A 19,122-nucleotide genomic window follows, 5' to 3' on the forward strand; every position below is an offset into this window, starting at 1 on the left:
ATACTCATAATTAATACTAATGAAAAGTGATAAGCGTTAATTACGAAATGTAATCATAGCTCACTGACATTATATTGCTTATTAATTATATTGCTTATTATTTGTAGTGACTGAGACAGTGAGTATAGACACAAATGAATACTTACATGCCAAACAGTCACTAGAGCATTAATAAACCAGCGAGTAAGCAGGCAATCACAAATTAAAGGAAACAAGGCAATGCAACAATTGAATCCAGCAGAGATCAGTCAGCTGATTAAGCAGCGAATTCAAGACCTTGATACGGGTGCGACCGCAAAAAATGAAGGCACTATCGTCAAAGTATTTGATGGTATTGTTCAAATTCATGGTCTTGAAGATGCAATGTACGGTGAGATGATTGAGTTTGAAGGTGATGTCTATGGTATGGCATTGAACCTTGAACAAGACTCCGTAGGTGCCGTTGTTTTGGGTGATTACCTAGGTCTGCAAGAAGGTCAAAAAGCTTACTGTACTGGCCGTATTCTTGAAGTACCAGTAGGTCCTGAGTTGTTAGGACGTGTGGTAGACGCTTTAGGAAACCCAATTGACGGCAAAGGTCCAATCAATGCGAAGTTAACAGATAAAGTAGAAAAAATTGCGCCAGGTGTTATTGCTCGTCAATCAGTTGATGAGCCTGTAATGACTGGGTATAAGGCAGTTGACACCATGATTCCAATCGGACGTGGTCAACGTGAACTTATCATTGGGGATCGTCAAACTGGTAAAACTGCGTTAGCAATTGACGCCATTATTGCTCAAAAAGATTCAGGCATTAAGTGTATCTATGTTGCAGTAGGTCAGAAGCGTTCGACCATTGCTAACGTTGTACGTAAGCTTGAAGAAACAGGTGCTTTAGAATATACAACAGTTGTTGTGGCATCAGCTTCTGAACCAGCAGCTCTTCAGTATATTGCGCCTTACTCTGGTTGTACAATGGGTGAGTATTTCCGAGATCGTGGTGAAGATGCCTTAATTGTTTATGATGACCTATCTAAGCAAGCAGTTGCATATCGTCAAATTTCACTATTATTACGCCGTCCACCAGGTCGTGAAGCTTATCCAGGTGATGTCTTCTATCTTCACTCACGTCTACTAGAGCGTGCATCACGTGTTAACGCTGACTATGTTGAAGAGTTCACTAATGGTGAAGTAAAAGGTCAGACAGGTTCTTTAACTGCGCTACCAATTATTGAAACGCAAGCTGGTGACGTATCTGCATTCGTACCAACCAACGTAATTTCGATTACAGACGGTCAGATTTTCTTAGAATCTAACCTATTTAACTCAGGTATCCGACCTGCTGTTAACGCCGGTATTTCAGTATCTCGTGTTGGTGGTTCAGCTCAGACTAAGATCATCAAAAAGCTATCAGGTGGTATTCGTACTGCACTAGCCCAATATCGTGAGCTAGCTGCCTTTGCTCAGTTTGCCTCGGATCTTGATGATGCCACTAAGCAACAGCTAGATCATGGTGAGCGTGTGACTGAGCTGATGAAGCAAAAGCAGTATCAGCCTATGTCTATTGCTGAGCAAGCTGCTGTTATCTATGCATCGAACGAAGGTTATCTAGCAGATATCCCAGTCGAAAAAATTGGTGCATGGGAAGAAGCATTCTTACGCTATATGCATGACGAGCAGGCTGATTTTATGAAAGAGATCGACGAAACAGCAAACTATAATGATGATATTGCGGGCCGTTTAAAAGCTTCAGTTGAAACATTTTTACAAAACCACACATTCTAATTTAATGGGTGCGATTGGCTAGGCTGGTCGCACTATTGAATTGTGTGAATTTGTGATTTATCTGAGCTTGAGATTTAACCTCATTTAAACCCCGCCGAATTGGAAATGTTATGGCAAGTTTAAAAGAAATTCGTGCTAAGGTTACCAGTATTAAAAGTACGCAGAAAATCACGCGTGCGATGCAAATGGTAGCCGCCAGTAAGATGCGCCGTGCTCAAGAGCGTATGGAAGTGGGTCGTCCTTATGCCGAGAGTATGCGTCGCGTGGTTTCCCACTTGGTCCATGCGTCTTCAGATTATAAGCATCCATATATGAACAGCCGTGCGATTAATCGTGTGGGTTATATTCTAGTTACTTCTGATCGTGGCTTAGCTGGTGGATTAAATATCAACTTGTTCAAAAAGTTGATGAAAAATGTACAAGAATTTGAAAACCAATCTGTCGAACCTGAATTTGCAGTGATAGGCTCGAAAGGTGTTGGTTTTTTTAAAAGCTTTGGTGGCAAAGTAACCTCAGCGATAACAGATTATGGTGATAATCCAACATTTGAGCAAATTAATGCTCCTGTACAAGCCATGCTTGATGATTATGCAAATGGCAATATAGATCGTATTTATATTGTTTATAATAAGTTTGTGAATGCGATGACTCAGGAGCCTACCGTAAGCCAGCTTGTGCCACTTCCTGAAGATGCTGTAGAACCAAGCTCAGGTGTTCGTACTGAAAGTAATTGGGATTATATCTACGAGCCTGATGTGAAGACTTTGATTGATGGTCTTTTAGGTCGTTATATTGAATCTATTGTCTATCAAGCGGTTATGGAAAATATCGCTTCTGAACAATCAGCACGTATGGTCGCTATGAAAGCGGCAACGGATAACGCTGGTGACTTAATTGATGATTTACAGTTAGTTTATAACAAGCTGCGTCAAGCGGCAATTACCCGAGAGATTTCGGAAATTGTCGGCGGTGCTGCTGCTGTTTCCTAATTGACCCACTTATTTAGAAAGCCCATATTTTAGAAGTTCAAGGAGAACGCTATGAGTAGCGGTCGTATAGTACAGATTATTGGCGCAGTTATTGACGTCGAGTTTAACCGCACTGAAGTACCAAAAGTTTTTGATGCTTTGGTTGTTGATGGTACTGAAACCACATTAGAAGTTCAGCAGCAGCTGGGTGATGGTATCGTACGTACTATTGCCATGGGATCTACTGAAGGTTTGAAACGTGGTTTAACTGTTTCAAATACCAATGCACCAATTACAGTGCCTGTTGGTGAAGCCACCTTAGGTCGTATTATGGATGTATTGGGTCGCCCTATCGATGAGCAGGGGCCTGTTAATTCAGAAGATAAATGGTCTATCCACCGTCAAGCACCTTCTTATGATGAACAATCAAACAGTACTGACTTGTTAGAAACAGGCATTAAAGTTATTGACTTGCTATGTCCGTTTGCAAAAGGGGGTAAAGTTGGATTGTTCGGTGGTGCTGGTGTTGGTAAAACCGTTAACATGATGGAGTTGATTAACAACATCGCCCTTAAACACTCTGGCTTATCTGTATTTGCTGGTGTTGGTGAGCGTACTCGTGAAGGTAACGACTTCTATCACGAAATGCAAGAGGCTGGTGTTGTTGACGTTGAAAACTTCACTAACTCAAAGGTTGCGATGGTTTACGGTCAGATGAACGAGCCACCTGGTAACCGCTTGCGTGTTGCGCTAACAGGCTTGACCATGGCGGAATACTTCCGTGATCAAAAAGATGAAACTGGTAAAGGTAAAGACGTTCTACTGTTTGTTGATAACATCTATCGTTATACATTAGCGGGTACAGAAGTATCAGCACTTCTAGGTCGTATGCCATCAGCGGTTGGTTATCAGCCAACACTTGCTGAAGAGATGGGTGTACTACAAGAGCGTATTACGTCTACTCAAACAGGCTCTATTACCTCTATCCAAGCGGTATACGTACCTGCGGATGACTTGACGGATCCATCACCAGCCACAACCTTTGCTCACTTAGACGCAACTGTTGTACTAAGCCGTGATATTGCGTCACAAGGTATTTACCCAGCGGTAGATCCACTAGACTCAACCTCACGTCAATTAGATCCATTAGTAATCGGTGAAGAACATTATAATGTCGCTCGTGGCGTGCAAGAAGTATTGCAACGTTACAAAGAACTAAAAGATATTATTGCGATTTTGGGTATGGATGAGCTTTCAGAAGAAGATAAGTTGGTAGTTTATCGTGCACGTAAGATTCAACGCTTCTTATCACAGCCATTCCACGTAGCAGAGGTGTTTACAGGTGCTCCTGGTAAATACGTTTCTTTACGTGATACTATCTCAAGCTTCCGTGACATCATCGAAGGTAAATATGACGATTTACCAGAACAAGCATTCTATATGGTAGGTAGCATTGATGAAGCGGTTGCTAAAGCTGAGAAGATGAAATCTGCTGCTTAATGTACCAGTTAAATTAAGTGTAGATAAAGCTTATTAAGTTAATAGTTGGTTGTGCTATATAGTCGGTTAGTAAGGCGTTTGTTAATTTAACGTATGTACTAACCTGACAGCCAACTAGGCAAGTATCTACTAACCAAATATTTTACTATCTAAATCGCTTTGTTTATTAAAAGTAGTTATGTTTTTTATTATATCAAGTGATTTAAATTAAATTATTTAATTAATGCGTTAATAATGGAGAGTCGCATGGCAACCTTACAGTGCCGAGTAGTTAGTGCTCGTGAAGAGATATATGCTGGTGATATCAGCATGTTAATTGCGACGGGTGTTGATGGTGAAATTGGTATATTAGCAGGTCATACGCCACTTATAACTCTACTTAAACCAGGCTCAATGCGTATTCAAACTCCAGATGGAAATGAAGAAATTGTTTATGTGTCTGGTGGCGTTCTTGAAGTTCAACCAAAAATGGTAACTGTGTTAGCAGATACAGCTGTACGAGCTGATGACTTAGACGAAGCTAAAATCATCGAAGCCCGTAAGAAAGCGGAGCAAATGCTGGTGAATCAATCTGAAACCCTACAAACTAATGCAGCTTTAGCATCACTTGCAGAGTCTGTTGCACAGTTACAAACGATTCGTAAGTATCGTAACCGAGCGTAGGCTGGTTAAATATTTTTATATTACATAATAGTGACTGATAAAAATAACAGCCTACATTAGGCTGTTTTTTTTTATGCTAATATCGGTTATATTAACATTTACATTTCAATTCTATGAAAATTATATATACTGAACTAAACAGCAATCATTTTAGCGCATAAAACAGCTTGCTTTTAAAGATTGCTATTAAGAGTTTACAATTTTTGAGGAAAATAATAATGTCCACTATTGATGAAGAACAAGCCCCAAGAATTTTGATTGTCGAAGATGACGAGCGGTTAGCTATGTTAACTCAAGATTATCTGATAAAAAATGGTATGGATGTTGCTATTGAAACTGATGGTAACCGTGCTATTCGCCGTATCATTAATGAGCAACCAGATCTAGTTGTGCTAGATGTGATGTTACCAGGAAGTGACGGACTAACTGTTTGTCGCGAAGTGCGTCCACATTTCCATAGCCCAATTTTGATGTTGACAGCACGTACCGAAGATATGGATCAGGTATTGGGTTTAGAAATGGGTGCTGATGACTATGTCGCTAAGCCTGCTCAACCTCGAGTTTTATTAGCCCGTATCCGTGCACTACTACGCCGATCAGAAAATACACCGTCAGAAGAAGTACAGCAACGCTTAGAATTTGGTGAGTTAATTATTGACAATGGTGGTCGTTCAGTAACCCTAAACGGCGAGTTGGTTGATTTCACCAGTGCTGAGTATGATTTGTTATGGTTACTAGCCTCTAATGCTGGCCGTATCTTGTCACGTGAAGATATCTTTGAGCGACTACGTGGTATTGAATATGATGGTCAAGATCGCTCGATTGACGTACGTATTTCTCGCATTCGTCCAAAGATTGGTGATGATCCAGAAAATCCAAAACGTATTAAAACAGTTCGCAGTAAAGGCTATTTGTTCGTTAAAGAAGGTAGCTAACTCTGCGCTGGATGTAAGTGATACACAGTCATTCGATTTAATACACCGTATATTCGTGAATGTGAGTATTTAATTAGACTGTTTGTGTTACAAAATAAAAAAGCCAGCTATCAAGCTGGCTTTTTTAAGTTAAAATGATAACTTAAAACACTATTGTATGTAATAAGATGCCATATGCCAATCTTCTCATCATTAAAACATAGTATATTCTTGCGTATCTATGCTGGGCTGTTATTGGTCTGTTTGTTTGTGGCCATGTTTGCGCAGTTGTTAGTTGATACCATCAACAAAGAGCGAATCCAATCATATCGAGAAAACGTTGCGACTGGCGCTTTATATCTTATTGGTTCAGGATTACAGCAGCAGGCATCAGATGTGCAGCGGGAGTATTGGTTAAATGATATTAGTCAGCTGTTTGGCAATAACTTTAGTATTGAGCCTGCATCGAATATTGATTTTAAGGCCAGTGAGCTAAAGCGCTTAGAAGAAGAAAAAACAGTAGTGCGCTATGTAGCACAGCCCGCTTATGCAGATATCTTCCATCCTATTGAGGGTGAAGATAATGTGATTACAGTGCGTATAAGTAAGGTAACCGAGCAGCAAGTTCGGGCGATGGCTGTATTGCTACTCAATGACTTATCTTACTACAAGGGCTTAGCAGCCAAACAACATCGCCTTGCTGAGATATCAGAAAAATTTGCTTTCCCATTGAGCATAGAAACCATTGAAGCGTTAGAGCTAGATGACGATCAGATGCGTCGGTTAGAGCGTGATGAAGTGGTGATGTTGTTCCGTGATAGTACCCGTACAGATGACTCCTCTATCAAGATTATCGCCCCTTCTGAATTAGAGGGTATGGTAGTGGTTATTGGTCCTGTCAGCTTGTTTAAGTGGTTTCCGTTCAATCTAATTATCAGTGTGGTGCTGATCAGTATGTTCCTGATTAGTTTGGGTGTTTATGCCTTGATTTTTCCGTTAGAGCGCAAGTTACAGCTGATTCAGTCTGGTGTTAATGAAGTGGGTGAGGGTAATCTAGAGACTCAGGTGCAAGTAGTGGGTCAAGATGAAATCGCCCGTTTGGCGGCCACCTTTAACACCATGACCGAACATATTAAGCGCTTAATTGAATCCCAACGTGAGCTGACCCGTGCGGTATCCCATGAGTTAAGAACGCCAGTGGCGCGTATTCGTTTTGCAGTAGATATGTTGGCTGATACTGATGATCCTGAATCACGGCAAATGCAACGTGATTATATTGATGAAGATATTGAGTCACTTAATAGCTTGATTGATGAGATTTTGACCTATGCTAAGCTAGAAGAAGGCTCGCCTAAGCTAGACCTTGAGCCAGTCAACTTACGGGAATTGGTCGAGCAAATCGTGCGTGAGACCAATGCGTTAGGCAAGCCGATTGAAGTGATTGGCGATCCACCTTCTGCCAAAGTCACAGCGGTTGCTGACAGACGCTACTTGCATCGAGTCGTACAAAACTTAGCCGGTAACGCACTGCGCTATGCCGAAACCAAAATCATCATCAGCGCAGGTGTGAATAAAGGTGATGCCTTTGTTTGTGTTGAGGATGATGGTCAGGGTATTCCTGAAGAAGATAGGGATAAGGTATTTGTACCTTTTGCTCGTCTTGATGACAGTCGTACCAGAGCATCAGGTGGTTATGGCTTGGGTCTGTCTATTGTGTCACGTATTGCGTTCTGGTTTAATGGTAAAATGTCAGTCGATGAAAGCCCAGATTTAGGCGGTGCTCGCTTTATTATGCGTTGGCCGGTGCGTCCATTGACTCAGACTATTGCCGCTGATCAGCTGACCCAAGAGAAGGGCGAGCGTAAGATTATTGCTGAAGACAGCTAGTGTTTGGGTCTTGAGTTAAGCGACCAAGCTCAGCTAGATTGCTATTAATAAAAGCCAGATGTGCAAAATGCGTGTCTGGCTTTTTTGTTGGTGGCGGTTTTGTGGATCGTGCAAGTATCGAATTACGAAAACCCTTGCATGGTAAGGCATGTAGGCTGGCATGGAGGTAACGACACCCAGCGATATTCAAATTTGTTATTTATAACATGTTGGGTATCGTCCCTCGACACCAACCTACAAATCGTGCAATCAATAAATGACGTAGAGTTTTGCACGATGCAAAGTCGCCCTTTCTGAAAGGGAGATTAGGGGGATTTTCAACGTGAGTGTGAATTGAAGGGGCGGTTTAGCCTCGATTGTAGCGGATATCCTTGGTGAGGCACAGGGTTACAGGCGCTTGGCTAGAGGCGGTATCGCTGAGTCAGGAACGCCTCTGGCCTTAGTGCCTGTCCCTGTGCAAGCCAAGATAGGAGCGTAAAGCGAGATGGGCTCCTGTTTGGCTTGGTGTGTGGTTTGGTTCGGCTAGGGGTGGCTGCTTGTCTTATTCTAGGTGCTAAATGTCTGTATCTGGTTTTTGTTTTTTAAGGTTTAATTTGTCACTTGAAGCAGTTTCTGTTTGGTTGGTGTCTTCAGCTTCTGGCAATGTTTCTGACAGCAGTGGAATACGGACACATACTTGCAGTCCGCCTTCAGGATGATTGATGGCTTCGACGGTGCCGTGGTGCAGGGCTGCAATACGCTGAACGATAGCCAGACCCAATCCGCTGCCTTGGGTGGTACGAGCGGATTCACCACGCTCAAAAGGCTGCATAATGCGCTCTAGGTGGTCGTCTGCCACGCCAGGACCACAATCTCGGACACAGATGATGAGCTGTTCTTTGGCTTTGCGCACCATGCCAGGAGTTGAAACGGTGCTTTCTTCGTCTTGATCGAGAGTGTCATGAGCATTGAAGGTTGGATTGATAGTAGCGGTAAGATAAATAGGAGGCTTGCCGTAGCGCTGAGCGTTGACAATGAGATTAATAATGAGACGTTTAATAGATAAGGGGCGTACGGGAACTTTGCGTAGACCTTCTGACTGGTAAATAAACTCTAAAGGTGCAAACTGAACCATCACTTCATTGAAAATGTTATCCAGGTCGGTGAGGCGAACGGCTTCATCGGAACCATCCTTCATAAAGGAGATGAATTGTTCTAAAATAGCATCCATGTCTTCAATATCATAGATGAGACCTTCACGGAAAAACTCGTCTGGTAGCATTTCAGCGGTCAGGCGCATTCGAGTTAAAGGGGTGCGCAGATCATGCGAGATACCAGCTAGCATGATGGTACGCTCTTTTTGTGCTTGACTGAGCGTGGTAAATAGACGGTTAAATGCCATGTTGACGCGGCGAATCTCTGTTGCTCCTTTTTTGGTCGGCAAGCTGGTGGCGGTGCCTAAGCGCATATAGTTAGTGGCGGCCTGTTGCAGTTTACGTAACGGGCGATTGAGCTGACGAACTAGCAGTAAAATGGTGATCAAAGTGAACAATGGAATGCCAAGTAAGAAGAAAGCGAAGGTACTTGGACTGTATTGTGCATAAAATATAACAGGTTCACGTATCCAAAACTCTGGAGATGCTGTATCCTGAACCCAGAGCTGGGGTGTTGGTTTGAATTTAAAGTAAACCACACTCTCGCGACCAAGCTGTTGGCTGATTTCTTTTTGAATAACATCAGTAAAGAATTCAACCACAGCTTTATCTGAAACGTCAGGAAACTGGCTTGGATCGTCGACAACCACGATATGATTGTTAGCGAGAATCCAATTGCTGACTTCTTCGTTGTCTGCCCAATGCTCACGAGTTGCTGTCACTAGCTTTAACTCAGTGGTTAAGTAACGAGCATGGTTTTTTAACTCAGGTAGATACAAGCTACGCCAAAAGAACCAGATAGAAACAACCACGCTAATACTCACCATTAGCATCACTGCTATGGTGGTTTGCCACGTGTTGGATCTGGGTCTTAGGCTGAGCCGAGATAAAAATGAGCGGAACGAAGTATTGGTCATTGGCAAGGTCGCTGTATTGATGTATATCTGTATTATGTATTAAATGTTCATGGCTAACGCATGGTTTGATTATATAATATAATGTACATGATAAATCGTATAGGTGGCTGCGGATATAACTGATATTAACAGTTTTGTTAACTTAAAGGTTTCCAAGTCATTAGTATTCTGATATAATTATGCCCTTTTTGGTATACCTACGGAAGAGAGAACTCAAATGGTTGTTATTCGTTTAGCACGGGGCGGTGCCAAAAAACGCCCATTCTATCAAGTTGTTGTAGCAGATCAGCGTCGTTCACGCGATGGCCGTTACATCGAAAATCTAGGTTTTTATAACCCATTAGCGAAAGGTCAAGAAGTTGAGCTTCGCTTGGATATGGAAGCTTACAATGCTTGGATCGCAAAAGGTGCACAACCTTCAGATCGCGTTAAAGCATTGGCAAAAGGTTACAAGCCTGCAACTGAAGAAGAAACTGCATAATTCAAATCTAATTTTTGTAATTGGCGAGTTCAGTAGATCATAACCGATTGCAAGGTAGATTTGAGCATTTCTTTTTTAATTAACTATTGTGAAAGAGGGTGTGTTTTTAGAACAACACCTGTATTTTATAATAATTATTGTTGCTGAGAAGGTCTTATGACAACCCCAAACGCTGACAGTCTTATGCAAATAGGACAGCTAAAGAAACCATACGGCATTAAAGGCTGGTTATGGGTATTTAGCGAAACTGAGGAGCGAGAGGCTATTTTTAGTTACTCACCTTGGTGGATAAAAACGGCAACAGGCTTTAAGCCTTTAACCGTTGTCAACTGGAGGAAGCAAGGATCAGGAATTGTGGCTCAGTTTGAGCAGATTCCAGATCGTAATGTTGCTGAAACCATGAATGGCGTGAGCATTTGGATTGACAAAGACAGCTTACCTGAGACTGAAGAAGACGAGTATTACTGGTCTGATTTGGTTGGTCTAACCGTTATTAACCAGCAACAGGAATGTCTTGGCCGTATCAAAGAGCTGTTCGAAACCGGTGCCCATCCTATTATGAAGGTAGTACCGACCAGTGACAGTATTGATGATGAAGCACGACTCATTCCTTGGCACAAGCAAACGGTTGGCGAAGTCGATTTGCCGACAGGACAGATGATTGTTGATTGGGAAAAAGATTTTTAGTGCTAGTTTCTAGTTGCTTCAAGCTATTAGTTAGTTATCTGTTCTAAGTCTGACAATAAATCGCTGTTATTGATTATTTTGACCCATTCATAAGATGGAGGTGACCTAATGTACTTTGCTGTCATCACCATATTACCAGAAATGTTTAGTGCCATCCGTGACTACGGCATTACTGGGAGAGCGGTACAAAATAAGCAAGTCGTCATCGACTGTATAAATCCACGTGATTTTACGACCGATAATTATCGCCGTATAGATGAGCGCCCCTTTGGCGGTGGTCCCGGTATGGTGATGATGGCAGAGCCACTGGCGAAAGCCATTCAATTTGCTAAGTCGCAAGCCAGTCAACACGGCTGCCGTACGCAAGCTGAGTATTGTCCGGTTATCTATCTGTCCCCGCAAGGCGATAAGTTAGATGAAAAGACAGTAATGTCGCTGCATGATTATGACGCTATGATTTTATTATGTGGTCGTTATGAAGGCATAGATGAGCGACTTTTGCAGCGTTATGTTGATATGGAAATCTCGATTGGAGATTTTGTATTAACGGGAGGTGAGCTACCTGCGATGGTGCTAATGGACAGTGTGATTCGACGATTGCCCGATGTGATGGGTGATGCAAAGTCTGCTGAGCAAGACTCCTTTGTTGAAGGATTACTTGATTGTCCACACTATACCAAGCCTCATGAATTTGAAGGTTTGACGGTGCCAGAAGTGTTGTTATCTGGTCATCACGCCAATATCGCAATGTGGCGCTTTACACAGCAAGTCAATCGCACCAAGCAAAGGCGACCTGACTTGTGGCAAAACTTTAAGCCAAATACAGAGCAAGCCCGCTTGCTCAAAAAAGTGAATAAAAAATAAAGGATATAACTTAAAAAGACAAGGCCGATAGACCTTTTCTTGCTTATAGTCTTTATTTTAACCATCACTTATATGCTATTTCTTATTCCTGTTTCCATCTTTTGACTCTGGCGGAGCAAAAGAGGTAATTATTATAAACGGGTGGTACGCGCCTTAGCCTATGCCATCCCATGTGAGGAGCAATCTCATGAGTAATGTACATCCACTAGTACAAGCAGTTGAAAATTCTCAACTATTAGAGCGTCCAAAGTTCTCTACTGGTGATACAGTAGTGGTTCAAGTAAAAGTTCGTGAAGGTGAGCGTGAGCGTCTTCAGGCCTTTGAAGGTGTGGTTATCGCTAAGCGTAACCGTGGTCTGAACTCAGCTTTCACTGTTCGTAAAATCTCAAGCGGTATCGGTGTTGAGCGTGCATTCCAGCTACATTCACCAATCATTCACAGCATTGAAGTGAAACGTCGTGGTGCTGTACGTCGTGCGAAACTTTACTACTTACGTGAGCGTTCAGGTAAATCTGCACGTATTCGTGAGAAGCTTGCTGTACGTCGTGAAGAAGCTTAATAAATATATTATTAATATTTTGATATGTTAATTAAATATAAATTAAATAGGTTTCCACAAAAAACCCTTATCCCTTATGGCATAAGGGTTTTTTTGTATAAGCTTGTTTTTTTTACCATTAAATCATCAGGTTAGGCAAAATTTTTCTCGTATTTTTTGTCATGTTGGCATACAATAAGGGCACAAGTGTACTGAATTGATACGAATTACAATTCCGAGCAGGGATGAAATTAGTGTACAAGGAGAAACTATGAGTAAGGACTCAGAACAGACCTCTATCCACGAGGGTGCACCTGTTATTTCAGGTACCTATCAAGAGCTTCATAAGCCAAGTTCTAGCTTTGCTAGCCGTGATGAATATTTAGATCATGAGCTACAGATTATGCAGCCTAAGCGCTGGCGACCCAACCTACCTTTCCGCGATTACCGTTTTGAATATGAAGACACCATTCCTGCGTTAGCGGCGACCATTGGTAAAGTTGTGATGGTGGGCGCTATTGCCGCTACCTTTGCAGGTGCACTAGGTCTTGGTGATCACTTTATTTTAGAAAACGTACGTTATGAATTATTAATCGTTTCGTTCTTCGTTATTTTGTTTTCAGGTTTTATCCTACCGACGGCCAACTTGGCTGGTACCCATGGTCCATTGATTCCGCTGATTCCGATTGTGGTGTTGGCTGGTGGGCATCCAATGGCCTTTGGTCTGTTAATTGGTTTGTTTGGACTGCTGTTAGCGATTAGTAAAGGGGGCAGTTTGCTGGCAAACCTGACCAGTAAAGGGGTGTGTGGTGGCTTGCTGCTGTATCTCGGCTTTATTGGCACCACCTCGCAGGTTAATAAATTATTGGCTTGGGCAGAAACTATTAATATGCCACACATTGCCTTCATTGTAATCTTGGGCACCATTGTGTTGTATGCCATATTAGAAAATTATAATAAACGTTGGTTGGCAGTGCCATTAAGCTGTTTTTTAGGTGGTGTAACTGCCTATTTGTTGGGGGCACCATTCCACTTTGAGACAGGTCCTGGTATTCCAGAGTTAAGCCCTATGTATTGGTGGGGTGAAACGACAGGCTGGAAATTGGGCCTGCCAAATTTAGAAAGCTTTATGGTAGTATTGCCGTTTGCGGTATTGGCCGTTGCCATGTGGTCACCTGATTTCTTAGGTCACCAGGTTTTCCAAAAGATCAGCTATCCTAAGCGTACCGAAAAAGTCATCATGAACATTGATGACACTATGGCCAGTGCGTCTATTCGTCAGATTGCTGGCTCAGTATTGGGTGGCGCCAACTTTACCTCATCTTGGGGTACCTATATTGTTCCTGCTGCCATTGCTAAGCGTCCTATCCCAGCAGGGGCTATTTTAACCGCATTGCTTTGTATTATTGCTGCGCTGTGGGGCTATCCAATGGATTTGGCTATTTGGGAGCCTGTAATGTGTGTGGCGCTTGTAGTTGGCGTGTTTATTCCATTACTTGAGGCAGGTATGGAGATGACACGTGAAGGTAAAACTACTCAATCGGCAGCGATTGTTGTATTCGCCTCGGCATTGGTTAATCCAGCCTTTGGTTGGTCATTGACCGTACTACTGGATAACATGGGCCTAATTGGTTCTAAAGAGCGCAGTGCTGGCTTAAGCCGTATGAGCCGCTGGATTATCCCAGCCTTTATGTTTGTATTGTTAACGGCAGTAATGGCGATGGTTGGTATGTTGCCAGGTATTCCTGCGCTGATGTCTAGTTTTAGACATTAAGGTTAATGTTGTCATATTAATTTAATTGGATGGTTGAGTTAAACGCTTTATGACAACAATGAGTGTTTTCAGTACCAAACGATAAACTAAGCTGGCCTCTGTGCCAGCTTTTTTGCGCTTGTAATACCAAATCTAAAAATTAAGCTATCGAGGAAAACGAGTGCAAACGCTACAAGTAGTAGGTTTAGCGAGTTTGACAAAGATAGGTTATTTTTTAGAAAAGGTATAACTTTCTTTTCTGACAACAGGGCTATTTTAAAAACTGAGTTATTCTAAAACTGAGTTATTCTAAAAACTGAGTTATGCTGACAGCTAGGTTGCGATAATAATTAGATGATGTGTGCAGCTCGCTGGGTTAGGTTTAGAAGCTGTGCTTGTAATAAGTAGCTTAGCCCCCCATAAATATACTATCTGTTTAATTATTTTATCAGGTTGGTATTGGAAGCAATGGTGAATAAAATGGCATCAGCAACTGATGACAAACAAGCCCGTCTCAAGCATTTGATTAAGCGCCTGCCCAATTTTCCAGGGGTTTATAAAATGTTGGGTAAAAATGGTGACATTCTATATGTTGGTAAAGCTAAGTCACTAAAAAATCGGGTGAACAGTTATTTTGCGAAGACCATTGATCATCCTAAAACACGGGCACTGGTATCAAGAATACATAATATTGATACCATTATTACTCGCAGTGAAACCGAAGCTTTATTGCTTGAGCAAAACCTGATTAAAGAGCATCGCCCACCTTATAATGTCTTATTGCGGGATGATAAATCTTATTTATATGTGTTTATCTCAGCTGATAAGCCATATCCTCGCTTGGCTTATGGGCGTGGTAAAGCCAAGCATCAAAAGGGTAAGTTTTTTGGTCCTTTTCCATCGGCAACGGCAGCCAAAGAAACTCTCACTTTGATGCAAAAAATGTTTCAAATGCGGCAATGCACCAACACCTTTTTTCGTCAGCGCAAGCGTCCTTGCTTGGAATATCAAATCAAGCGTTGCCGTGCGCCCTGTGTGGGCTTGGTCACGCCTGAAGAATATGCCGAAGACGTGAGTAATACCATTCGCTTTTTAAAAGGGGATTCGAGTGATATTCACAAGGTATTGATTGAGAAAATGGAAGCGGCGGCAGAAGATATGGCGTTTGAAAAAGCTGCGCTTTATCGAGATCAATTGTCAATGCTGCGTGAAGTGCAGTCAAGGCAGGCGGTATATACGGTGGCTGGTGAGGCTGATATCATTTCCATTGCCAGTCAGGCGGGTATTACCTGTGTCAACGTGCTGACTGTGCGTGGCGGACGGGTATTGGGTGGCAAAAACTACTTCCCAGATGTGGACAGCAGTGAGCCATTGGCAGACAACTTATCTGCCTTTATCAGCTCATTTTACTTTCAGGTAACCGATGATTTACCACCAGAGATTATTATTAGCCACGAATTACCAGATCAAGATGCAGTACAGCAAGCACTAATCACCCATTTCGATAGTAAAACGGTGATTAAAACGGTGGTGCGTGAGCACCGTGCAGAATGGTTAGAATTGGCAAAGTTAAATGCCAATAATGCGCTTAAAACCAAGCTGGGTGATTATCTTGAGCTGCATGCCAGATTTATAGCGTTAAAAGAAGTGCTTGAGCCAGTTAGCCAAAGCAATATTAATACTATTGAGTGCTTTGATATCTCACATACTATGGGTGAGGCAACGATTGCTAGCTGTGTGGTGTTCGACCAAGGCGGGGCACGCAAGCGTGATTATCGCCAATATGCCATTCATGGCGTGCAAGATGGCGATGACTATGCAGCCATGGCGCAAGCATTGACACGGCGTTATAAAAAGCATCCACTGCCCGATATTTTGTTGGTGGATGGCGGCAAGGGTCAGTTGAATATGGCAAAAGAGGTGCTTACTGAGCTGGGTATTTTAAATGAAACCTTGCTGATTGGTGTTGCTAAAGGTGAAGGTCGAAAAGCTGGGCTTGAAGTGCTACACTTTATTGAGCATGAGCCATTAGACTTGCCTATGGATTCTAAAGCGCTGCATTTAATTATGAATATTCGAGATGAGGCGCATCGATTTGCAATCACTGCCCATCGCAAAAAGCGGGACAGACGGCGCTCGTCTTCTGTGCTTGAGGCAATACCAGGTTTGGGCGAGAAGCGTCGCCGTGACTTGCTGAATCATTTCGGTGGTTTACAGCAGTTACTTGGTGCATCACAGCAAGAACTAGAGGGGGTAAAAGGTATTGGCAAGGTATTGGCCAGTACTATCTATAAGGTGCTACATGAATAGCACCTTATTTTGACTTTTGCTTTGTGGTTTTGGTTTATTTTTTAGACTGTTTTTTAAGACGGTTTTCAATGGCTTCACGCAGCCAAGACTTTAGATCTTCTGACATGCTGCTTAATTGATCACTTAGATAGTCATCAATACTGCACTCTAAATCTTTGATAAACTCAGCATCTAGCTCGCCTTCAGTGCGCTCAAAGTTAAAAGCAGGTGGTACGGATGCAGCAACTGGCTGTTGGGCAGGGCTTGCTGCTTCTGAATGCTCGTCTGAATGTTGACTGTCACTGCTTGCTGATTCAGTCTCAGTAGTTTGTACAGACGCTTGCTCTGTTACTTCTTCCGCCTCATCAATATCGACGTCGAACGCTTCTACTTGTTCAGCTTGTTGCTCAGCTTGCGCTTGCTCTTCTGCCGCTGCTTGTTCAGCTGCTGCACGCTCTGCTTCAGCTTGTGCCTCAGCTTGTTTTTCTGCTATTTCAGTGGCCATTTGTGCATATAGATCATCTAGATACCCATCTAAATCTGCAATACTAAACTCAAAGCTATCTAAATCAGTGTCTTCATCTAACAGGCGGACGATGTCATCTAGCCTTTGTAATAATGCATTTTTTATTTCTGCAGGCGTATCAATCCAGCGCTGTGAAAACTGATGCGAGAAAGCAACTTGAGTCATCTAGGAGTATCTCCGTATTTTGAGTATTATGAATTGGGAATTAGAATCTGTTCAATAGACCCTAAATGTTTTTCTAACCTGTGCCTAAAAACAGTGCTGACTGATACATTATACAACTAGTCAATGTTGCCAACGTGCAAATAACAAGGAGCCATTAGTACCGCCAAAACCAAAGCTATTGGATAAGGCATAGTTTAGGTCAGTGACAGAGCGTGCGGTATGGGGTACATAGTCTAAACGGCATTCTTCATCGACATTATCCAGATTAATAGTTGGCGGTATCACTTGTTCTTGTAGCGCTTTTACAGTAAAGATGGCTTCTACCGCACCAGCAGCACCTAGCAAGTGACCAGTCATTGATTTTGTCGAGCTGACTAAAGGCATTTGTGGACAGTTACTAAATAATCCTTCTATCGCTTTTGACTCTGCAATATCACCGACAGGGGTACTGGTGCCATGTGCATTCACATAACTGATCTGACAGGTATTAATACCTGCATCGGCAATGGCTGTTTGCATCGCACGTGCTGCACCATCACCATCAGTTGGTGGGGCAGTGATATGATGTGCATCATCACTCATACCAAAGCCAACTAGCTCAGCTAAGATGGTTGCCCCCCGAGCTTTGGCATGTGCTAAGCTCTCTAGTACCAAGATACCAGCACCATCACCTAGGACGAAGCCATCTCTGTCTTTATCAAAAGGACGACTCGCACGGGTTGGGTCTTCATTGCGGGTAGATAAGGCGCCCATAGAAGCAAAGCCAGCCATACCCAGCTGGCTAGAGCCTTTTTCACTACCGCCAGCCAACATCACATCACAGTCACCATAAGCGATTAGGCGTGCTGCCAGACCAATGGCGTGAGCGGCAGAGGTACAAGCAGTGGCAGTCGCTAAGTTTGGACCACGAAGGGTGTGCTTGATGGCGACCATACCAGAGGCCATATTGACGATGGAGCCTGGTAAACAAAATGGCGATACTCGGCGCGGACCTTTATTTGCTAACACATCACGGTTGTCTTCGATGGTCTGGATACCACCAATGCCTGACCCGATAATGACACCAAAGCGATTGGGATCAACACTTTGCACTGGCGTAGGATCTACAGAAACTGTATCAATAAAGCCAGCTTGCTTCAACGCCATACTAGAAGCAGCAATACCATAATGGATAAAGGCGTCATAGCGGCGTGCTTCTTTAGCGGCCATATACTGTGTGGCATCAAAGCCTTCGATACTGCCTGAAAATCGAGTACGATAGTCAGACGCATCAAAGTGGGTGATGGGTCTGATGCCACTTTCACCTTTTATTAAGCGTTGCCAAGTTGTTTCGACATCCAACCCTAAAGGTGTGATTGCACCCATACCAGTAATAACCACACGTTGGCGATCATCACGTTCAAAGTGGGCAGGCTTGGTCGATGCTGTGTTGTTTTTCGAGTTTGATATGGGCTGATTCATAGTGTTACTGCCTTATAACTTAGTCTTAGTGCTAATTTAATCCTAGTGTTACTGTTATGGCAATGCTAATGAATACTTATTATTATTTTAAGAGTTATTAGACATTGCGGGTGGTTTTGCTTAACGTAATGTTCTAAATGTATTACCAAAAAAATTATTATTAAAATAATGAGCGCTGGTTACTTTTGACCATAAACCTTTAGGTTATTGGCAAATGCACAGCGCTTCATATGTGCTGACTGAATAACAGCATCACGCTCACCGTATAGACGTGATAATTTTGCATTGCGAGCGTTGTTGCTGTTACTGCGTCCTAAGCCTACGTTGATATTTGGTGAAATACCCCAGCGTCCTGCTGAGATACCCACACCAACCCCTGTGGTGGTGATGCCTGATGATGAGCCAGCGCTTTGCTCATTGTTGATATATGAGTTTAAGCGGTTGAACTCTTGTGACAGGGCAGAGCAGTCATAGCTTTGATAATTGCTAGGTGGAATATATTGAGGTGTGACATTGCCAGTGCTGGCACAGCCGCTCATTAGAAGTAGACCACCGACAGCCATACTGGTTAACGATACTGATTTTAAAGTTAATTTTGACATAAGAGGTTCT

At 42.7% G+C, this 19,122-nt stretch carries 16 protein-coding genes; 12 read left to right on the forward strand and 4 right to left on the reverse strand.

What is annotated here, in order from left to right; genetic code table 11:
- Positions 1 to 219 precede the first annotated feature (219 nt).
- From atpA to H140_RS0102915, 6 genes are all read left to right on the forward strand, one after another.
- Positions 220 to 1,764 (forward strand): F0F1 ATP synthase subunit alpha, encoded by a 1,545-nt coding sequence (atpA, locus tag H140_RS0102890; protein ID WP_019672154.1) that lies wholly within the window; start codon positions 220 to 222, stop codon positions 1,762 to 1,764.
- A gap of 110 nt (positions 1,765 to 1,874) precedes the next feature.
- On the forward strand, positions 1,875 to 2,753 hold the full coding sequence (gene atpG, locus H140_RS0102895) for a F0F1 ATP synthase subunit gamma (protein ID WP_019672155.1): 879 nt from the start codon (positions 1,875 to 1,877) through the stop codon (positions 2,751 to 2,753).
- Between the two features lie 51 nt (positions 2,754 to 2,804).
- Entirely contained in the window at positions 2,805 to 4,232 is a 1,428-nt protein-coding gene (gene atpD, locus H140_RS0102900; RefSeq protein WP_019672156.1) for a F0F1 ATP synthase subunit beta, read from the forward strand.
- Positions 4,233 to 4,478: 246 nt separating this feature from the next.
- A complete protein-coding gene (locus H140_RS0102905) occupies positions 4,479 to 4,895 on the forward strand; it encodes a F0F1 ATP synthase subunit epsilon (RefSeq protein WP_019672157.1) in 417 nt (138 codons plus the stop codon).
- A 218-nt stretch (positions 4,896 to 5,113) separates the two neighbouring features.
- Positions 5,114 to 5,830, forward strand: coding sequence for a response regulator (locus H140_RS0102910; protein ID WP_019672158.1), 717 nt, complete (start codon positions 5,114 to 5,116; stop codon positions 5,828 to 5,830).
- Positions 5,831 to 6,004: 174 nt separating this feature from the next.
- A complete protein-coding gene (locus H140_RS0102915; RefSeq protein WP_019672159.1) occupies positions 6,005 to 7,696 on the forward strand; it encodes an ATP-binding protein in 1,692 nt (563 codons plus the stop codon).
- Positions 7,697 to 8,249: 553 nt separating this feature from the next.
- Here H140_RS0102915 and H140_RS0102920 read toward each other — a convergent pair.
- Positions 8,250 to 9,746 carry an ATP-binding protein gene (locus H140_RS0102920; protein WP_033426793.1) on the reverse strand — a complete coding sequence of 499 codons (1,497 nt, stop codon included), beginning with the start codon at positions 9,744 to 9,746 and terminating at the stop codon, positions 8,250 to 8,252.
- Between the two features lie 217 nt (positions 9,747 to 9,963).
- On the opposite strand from H140_RS0102920, the gene rpsP reads away from it, so the two are divergent.
- The 6 genes from rpsP (at position 9,964) to uvrC (ending at position 16,379) form a co-directional block, all read left to right on the forward strand.
- Positions 9,964 to 10,227: a 30S ribosomal protein S16 gene (gene rpsP / locus H140_RS0102925; protein ID WP_019672161.1), complete on the forward strand. Its 264-nt coding sequence runs from the start codon at positions 9,964 to 9,966 to the stop codon at positions 10,225 to 10,227.
- A gap of 156 nt (positions 10,228 to 10,383) precedes the next feature.
- A complete protein-coding gene (gene rimM / locus H140_RS0102930) occupies positions 10,384 to 10,914 on the forward strand; it encodes a ribosome maturation factor RimM (RefSeq protein WP_019672162.1) in 531 nt (176 codons plus the stop codon).
- 108 nt (positions 10,915 to 11,022) lie between these two features.
- Entirely contained in the window at positions 11,023 to 11,778 is a 756-nt protein-coding gene (trmD, locus tag H140_RS0102935; RefSeq protein ID WP_019672163.1) for a tRNA (guanosine(37)-N1)-methyltransferase TrmD, read from the forward strand.
- Between the two features lie 187 nt (positions 11,779 to 11,965).
- A complete protein-coding gene (rplS, locus tag H140_RS0102940; RefSeq protein ID WP_019672164.1) occupies positions 11,966 to 12,337 on the forward strand; it encodes a 50S ribosomal protein L19 in 372 nt (123 codons plus the stop codon).
- 250 nt (positions 12,338 to 12,587) lie between these two features.
- Positions 12,588 to 14,090: a DUF3360 family protein gene (locus tag H140_RS0102945; RefSeq protein WP_019672165.1), complete on the forward strand. Its 1,503-nt coding sequence runs from the start codon at positions 12,588 to 12,590 to the stop codon at positions 14,088 to 14,090.
- Positions 14,091 to 14,549: 459 nt separating this feature from the next.
- Positions 14,550 to 16,379, forward strand: a complete 1,830-nt coding sequence (uvrC, locus tag H140_RS0102950) for an excinuclease ABC subunit UvrC (protein ID WP_019672166.1) — start codon at positions 14,550 to 14,552, stop codon at positions 16,377 to 16,379.
- A gap of 34 nt (positions 16,380 to 16,413) precedes the next feature.
- Here the strand turns inward: uvrC and H140_RS13750 are convergent, their stop codons facing one another.
- The 3 genes from H140_RS13750 to H140_RS0102965 all read right to left on the reverse strand — a co-directional run bounded on the left by H140_RS13750 (position 16,414) and on the right by H140_RS0102965 (position 19,112).
- Positions 16,414 to 17,049, reverse strand: coding sequence for a hypothetical protein (locus H140_RS13750; protein ID WP_019672167.1), 636 nt, complete (start codon positions 17,047 to 17,049; stop codon positions 16,414 to 16,416).
- Between the two features lie 120 nt (positions 17,050 to 17,169).
- Positions 17,170 to 18,510 carry a beta-ketoacyl-ACP synthase II gene (gene fabF, locus H140_RS0102960; protein WP_019672168.1) on the reverse strand — a complete coding sequence of 447 codons (1,341 nt, stop codon included), beginning with the start codon at positions 18,508 to 18,510 and terminating at the stop codon, positions 17,170 to 17,172.
- A 179-nt stretch (positions 18,511 to 18,689) separates the two neighbouring features.
- A complete protein-coding gene (locus H140_RS0102965; protein ID WP_019672169.1) occupies positions 18,690 to 19,112 on the reverse strand; it encodes a hypothetical protein in 423 nt (140 codons plus the stop codon).
- Positions 19,113 to 19,122 lie beyond the last annotated feature (10 nt).

The sequence above is a fragment of the Psychrobacter lutiphocae DSM 21542 genome (assembly GCF_000382145.1).
GTDB classification, from domain to species: domain Bacteria; phylum Pseudomonadota; class Gammaproteobacteria; order Pseudomonadales; family Moraxellaceae; genus Psychrobacter; species Psychrobacter lutiphocae.

Excerpts from the sequence above, each read along its gene's own strand:
- rimM (WP_019672162.1), top strand. The coding sequence starts at position 10,384 with ATGACAACCCCAAACGCTGACAGTCTTATGCAAATAGGACAGCTAAAG.
- H140_RS0102920 (WP_033426793.1), bottom strand. The coding sequence starts at position 9,746 with ATGACCAATACTTCGTTCCGCTCATTTTTATCTCGGCTCAGCCTAAGA.
- rplS (WP_019672164.1), top strand. The coding sequence starts at position 11,966 with ATGAGTAATGTACATCCACTAGTACAAGCAGTTGAAAATTCTCAACTA.
- rpsP (WP_019672161.1), top strand. The coding sequence starts at position 9,964 with ATGGTTGTTATTCGTTTAGCACGGGGCGGTGCCAAAAAACGCCCATTC.
- H140_RS0102910 (WP_019672158.1), top strand. The coding sequence starts at position 5,114 with ATGTCCACTATTGATGAAGAACAAGCCCCAAGAATTTTGATTGTCGAA.
- atpG (WP_019672155.1), top strand. The coding sequence starts at position 1,875 with ATGGCAAGTTTAAAAGAAATTCGTGCTAAGGTTACCAGTATTAAAAGT.
- H140_RS0102965 (WP_019672169.1), bottom strand. The coding sequence starts at position 19,112 with ATGTCAAAATTAACTTTAAAATCAGTATCGTTAACCAGTATGGCTGTC.
- H140_RS0102905 (WP_019672157.1), top strand. The coding sequence starts at position 4,479 with ATGGCAACCTTACAGTGCCGAGTAGTTAGTGCTCGTGAAGAGATATAT.
- atpA (WP_019672154.1), top strand. The coding sequence starts at position 220 with ATGCAACAATTGAATCCAGCAGAGATCAGTCAGCTGATTAAGCAGCGA.
- atpD (WP_019672156.1), top strand. The coding sequence starts at position 2,805 with ATGAGTAGCGGTCGTATAGTACAGATTATTGGCGCAGTTATTGACGTC.
- fabF (WP_019672168.1), bottom strand. The coding sequence starts at position 18,510 with ATGAATCAGCCCATATCAAACTCGAAAAACAACACAGCATCGACCAAG.
- H140_RS13750 (WP_019672167.1), bottom strand. The coding sequence starts at position 17,049 with ATGACTCAAGTTGCTTTCTCGCATCAGTTTTCACAGCGCTGGATTGAT.
- uvrC (WP_019672166.1), top strand. The coding sequence starts at position 14,550 with ATGGCATCAGCAACTGATGACAAACAAGCCCGTCTCAAGCATTTGATT.
- H140_RS0102945 (WP_019672165.1), top strand. The coding sequence starts at position 12,588 with ATGAGTAAGGACTCAGAACAGACCTCTATCCACGAGGGTGCACCTGTT.
- trmD (WP_019672163.1), top strand. The coding sequence starts at position 11,023 with ATGTACTTTGCTGTCATCACCATATTACCAGAAATGTTTAGTGCCATC.
- H140_RS0102915 (WP_019672159.1), top strand. The coding sequence starts at position 6,005 with ATGCCAATCTTCTCATCATTAAAACATAGTATATTCTTGCGTATCTAT.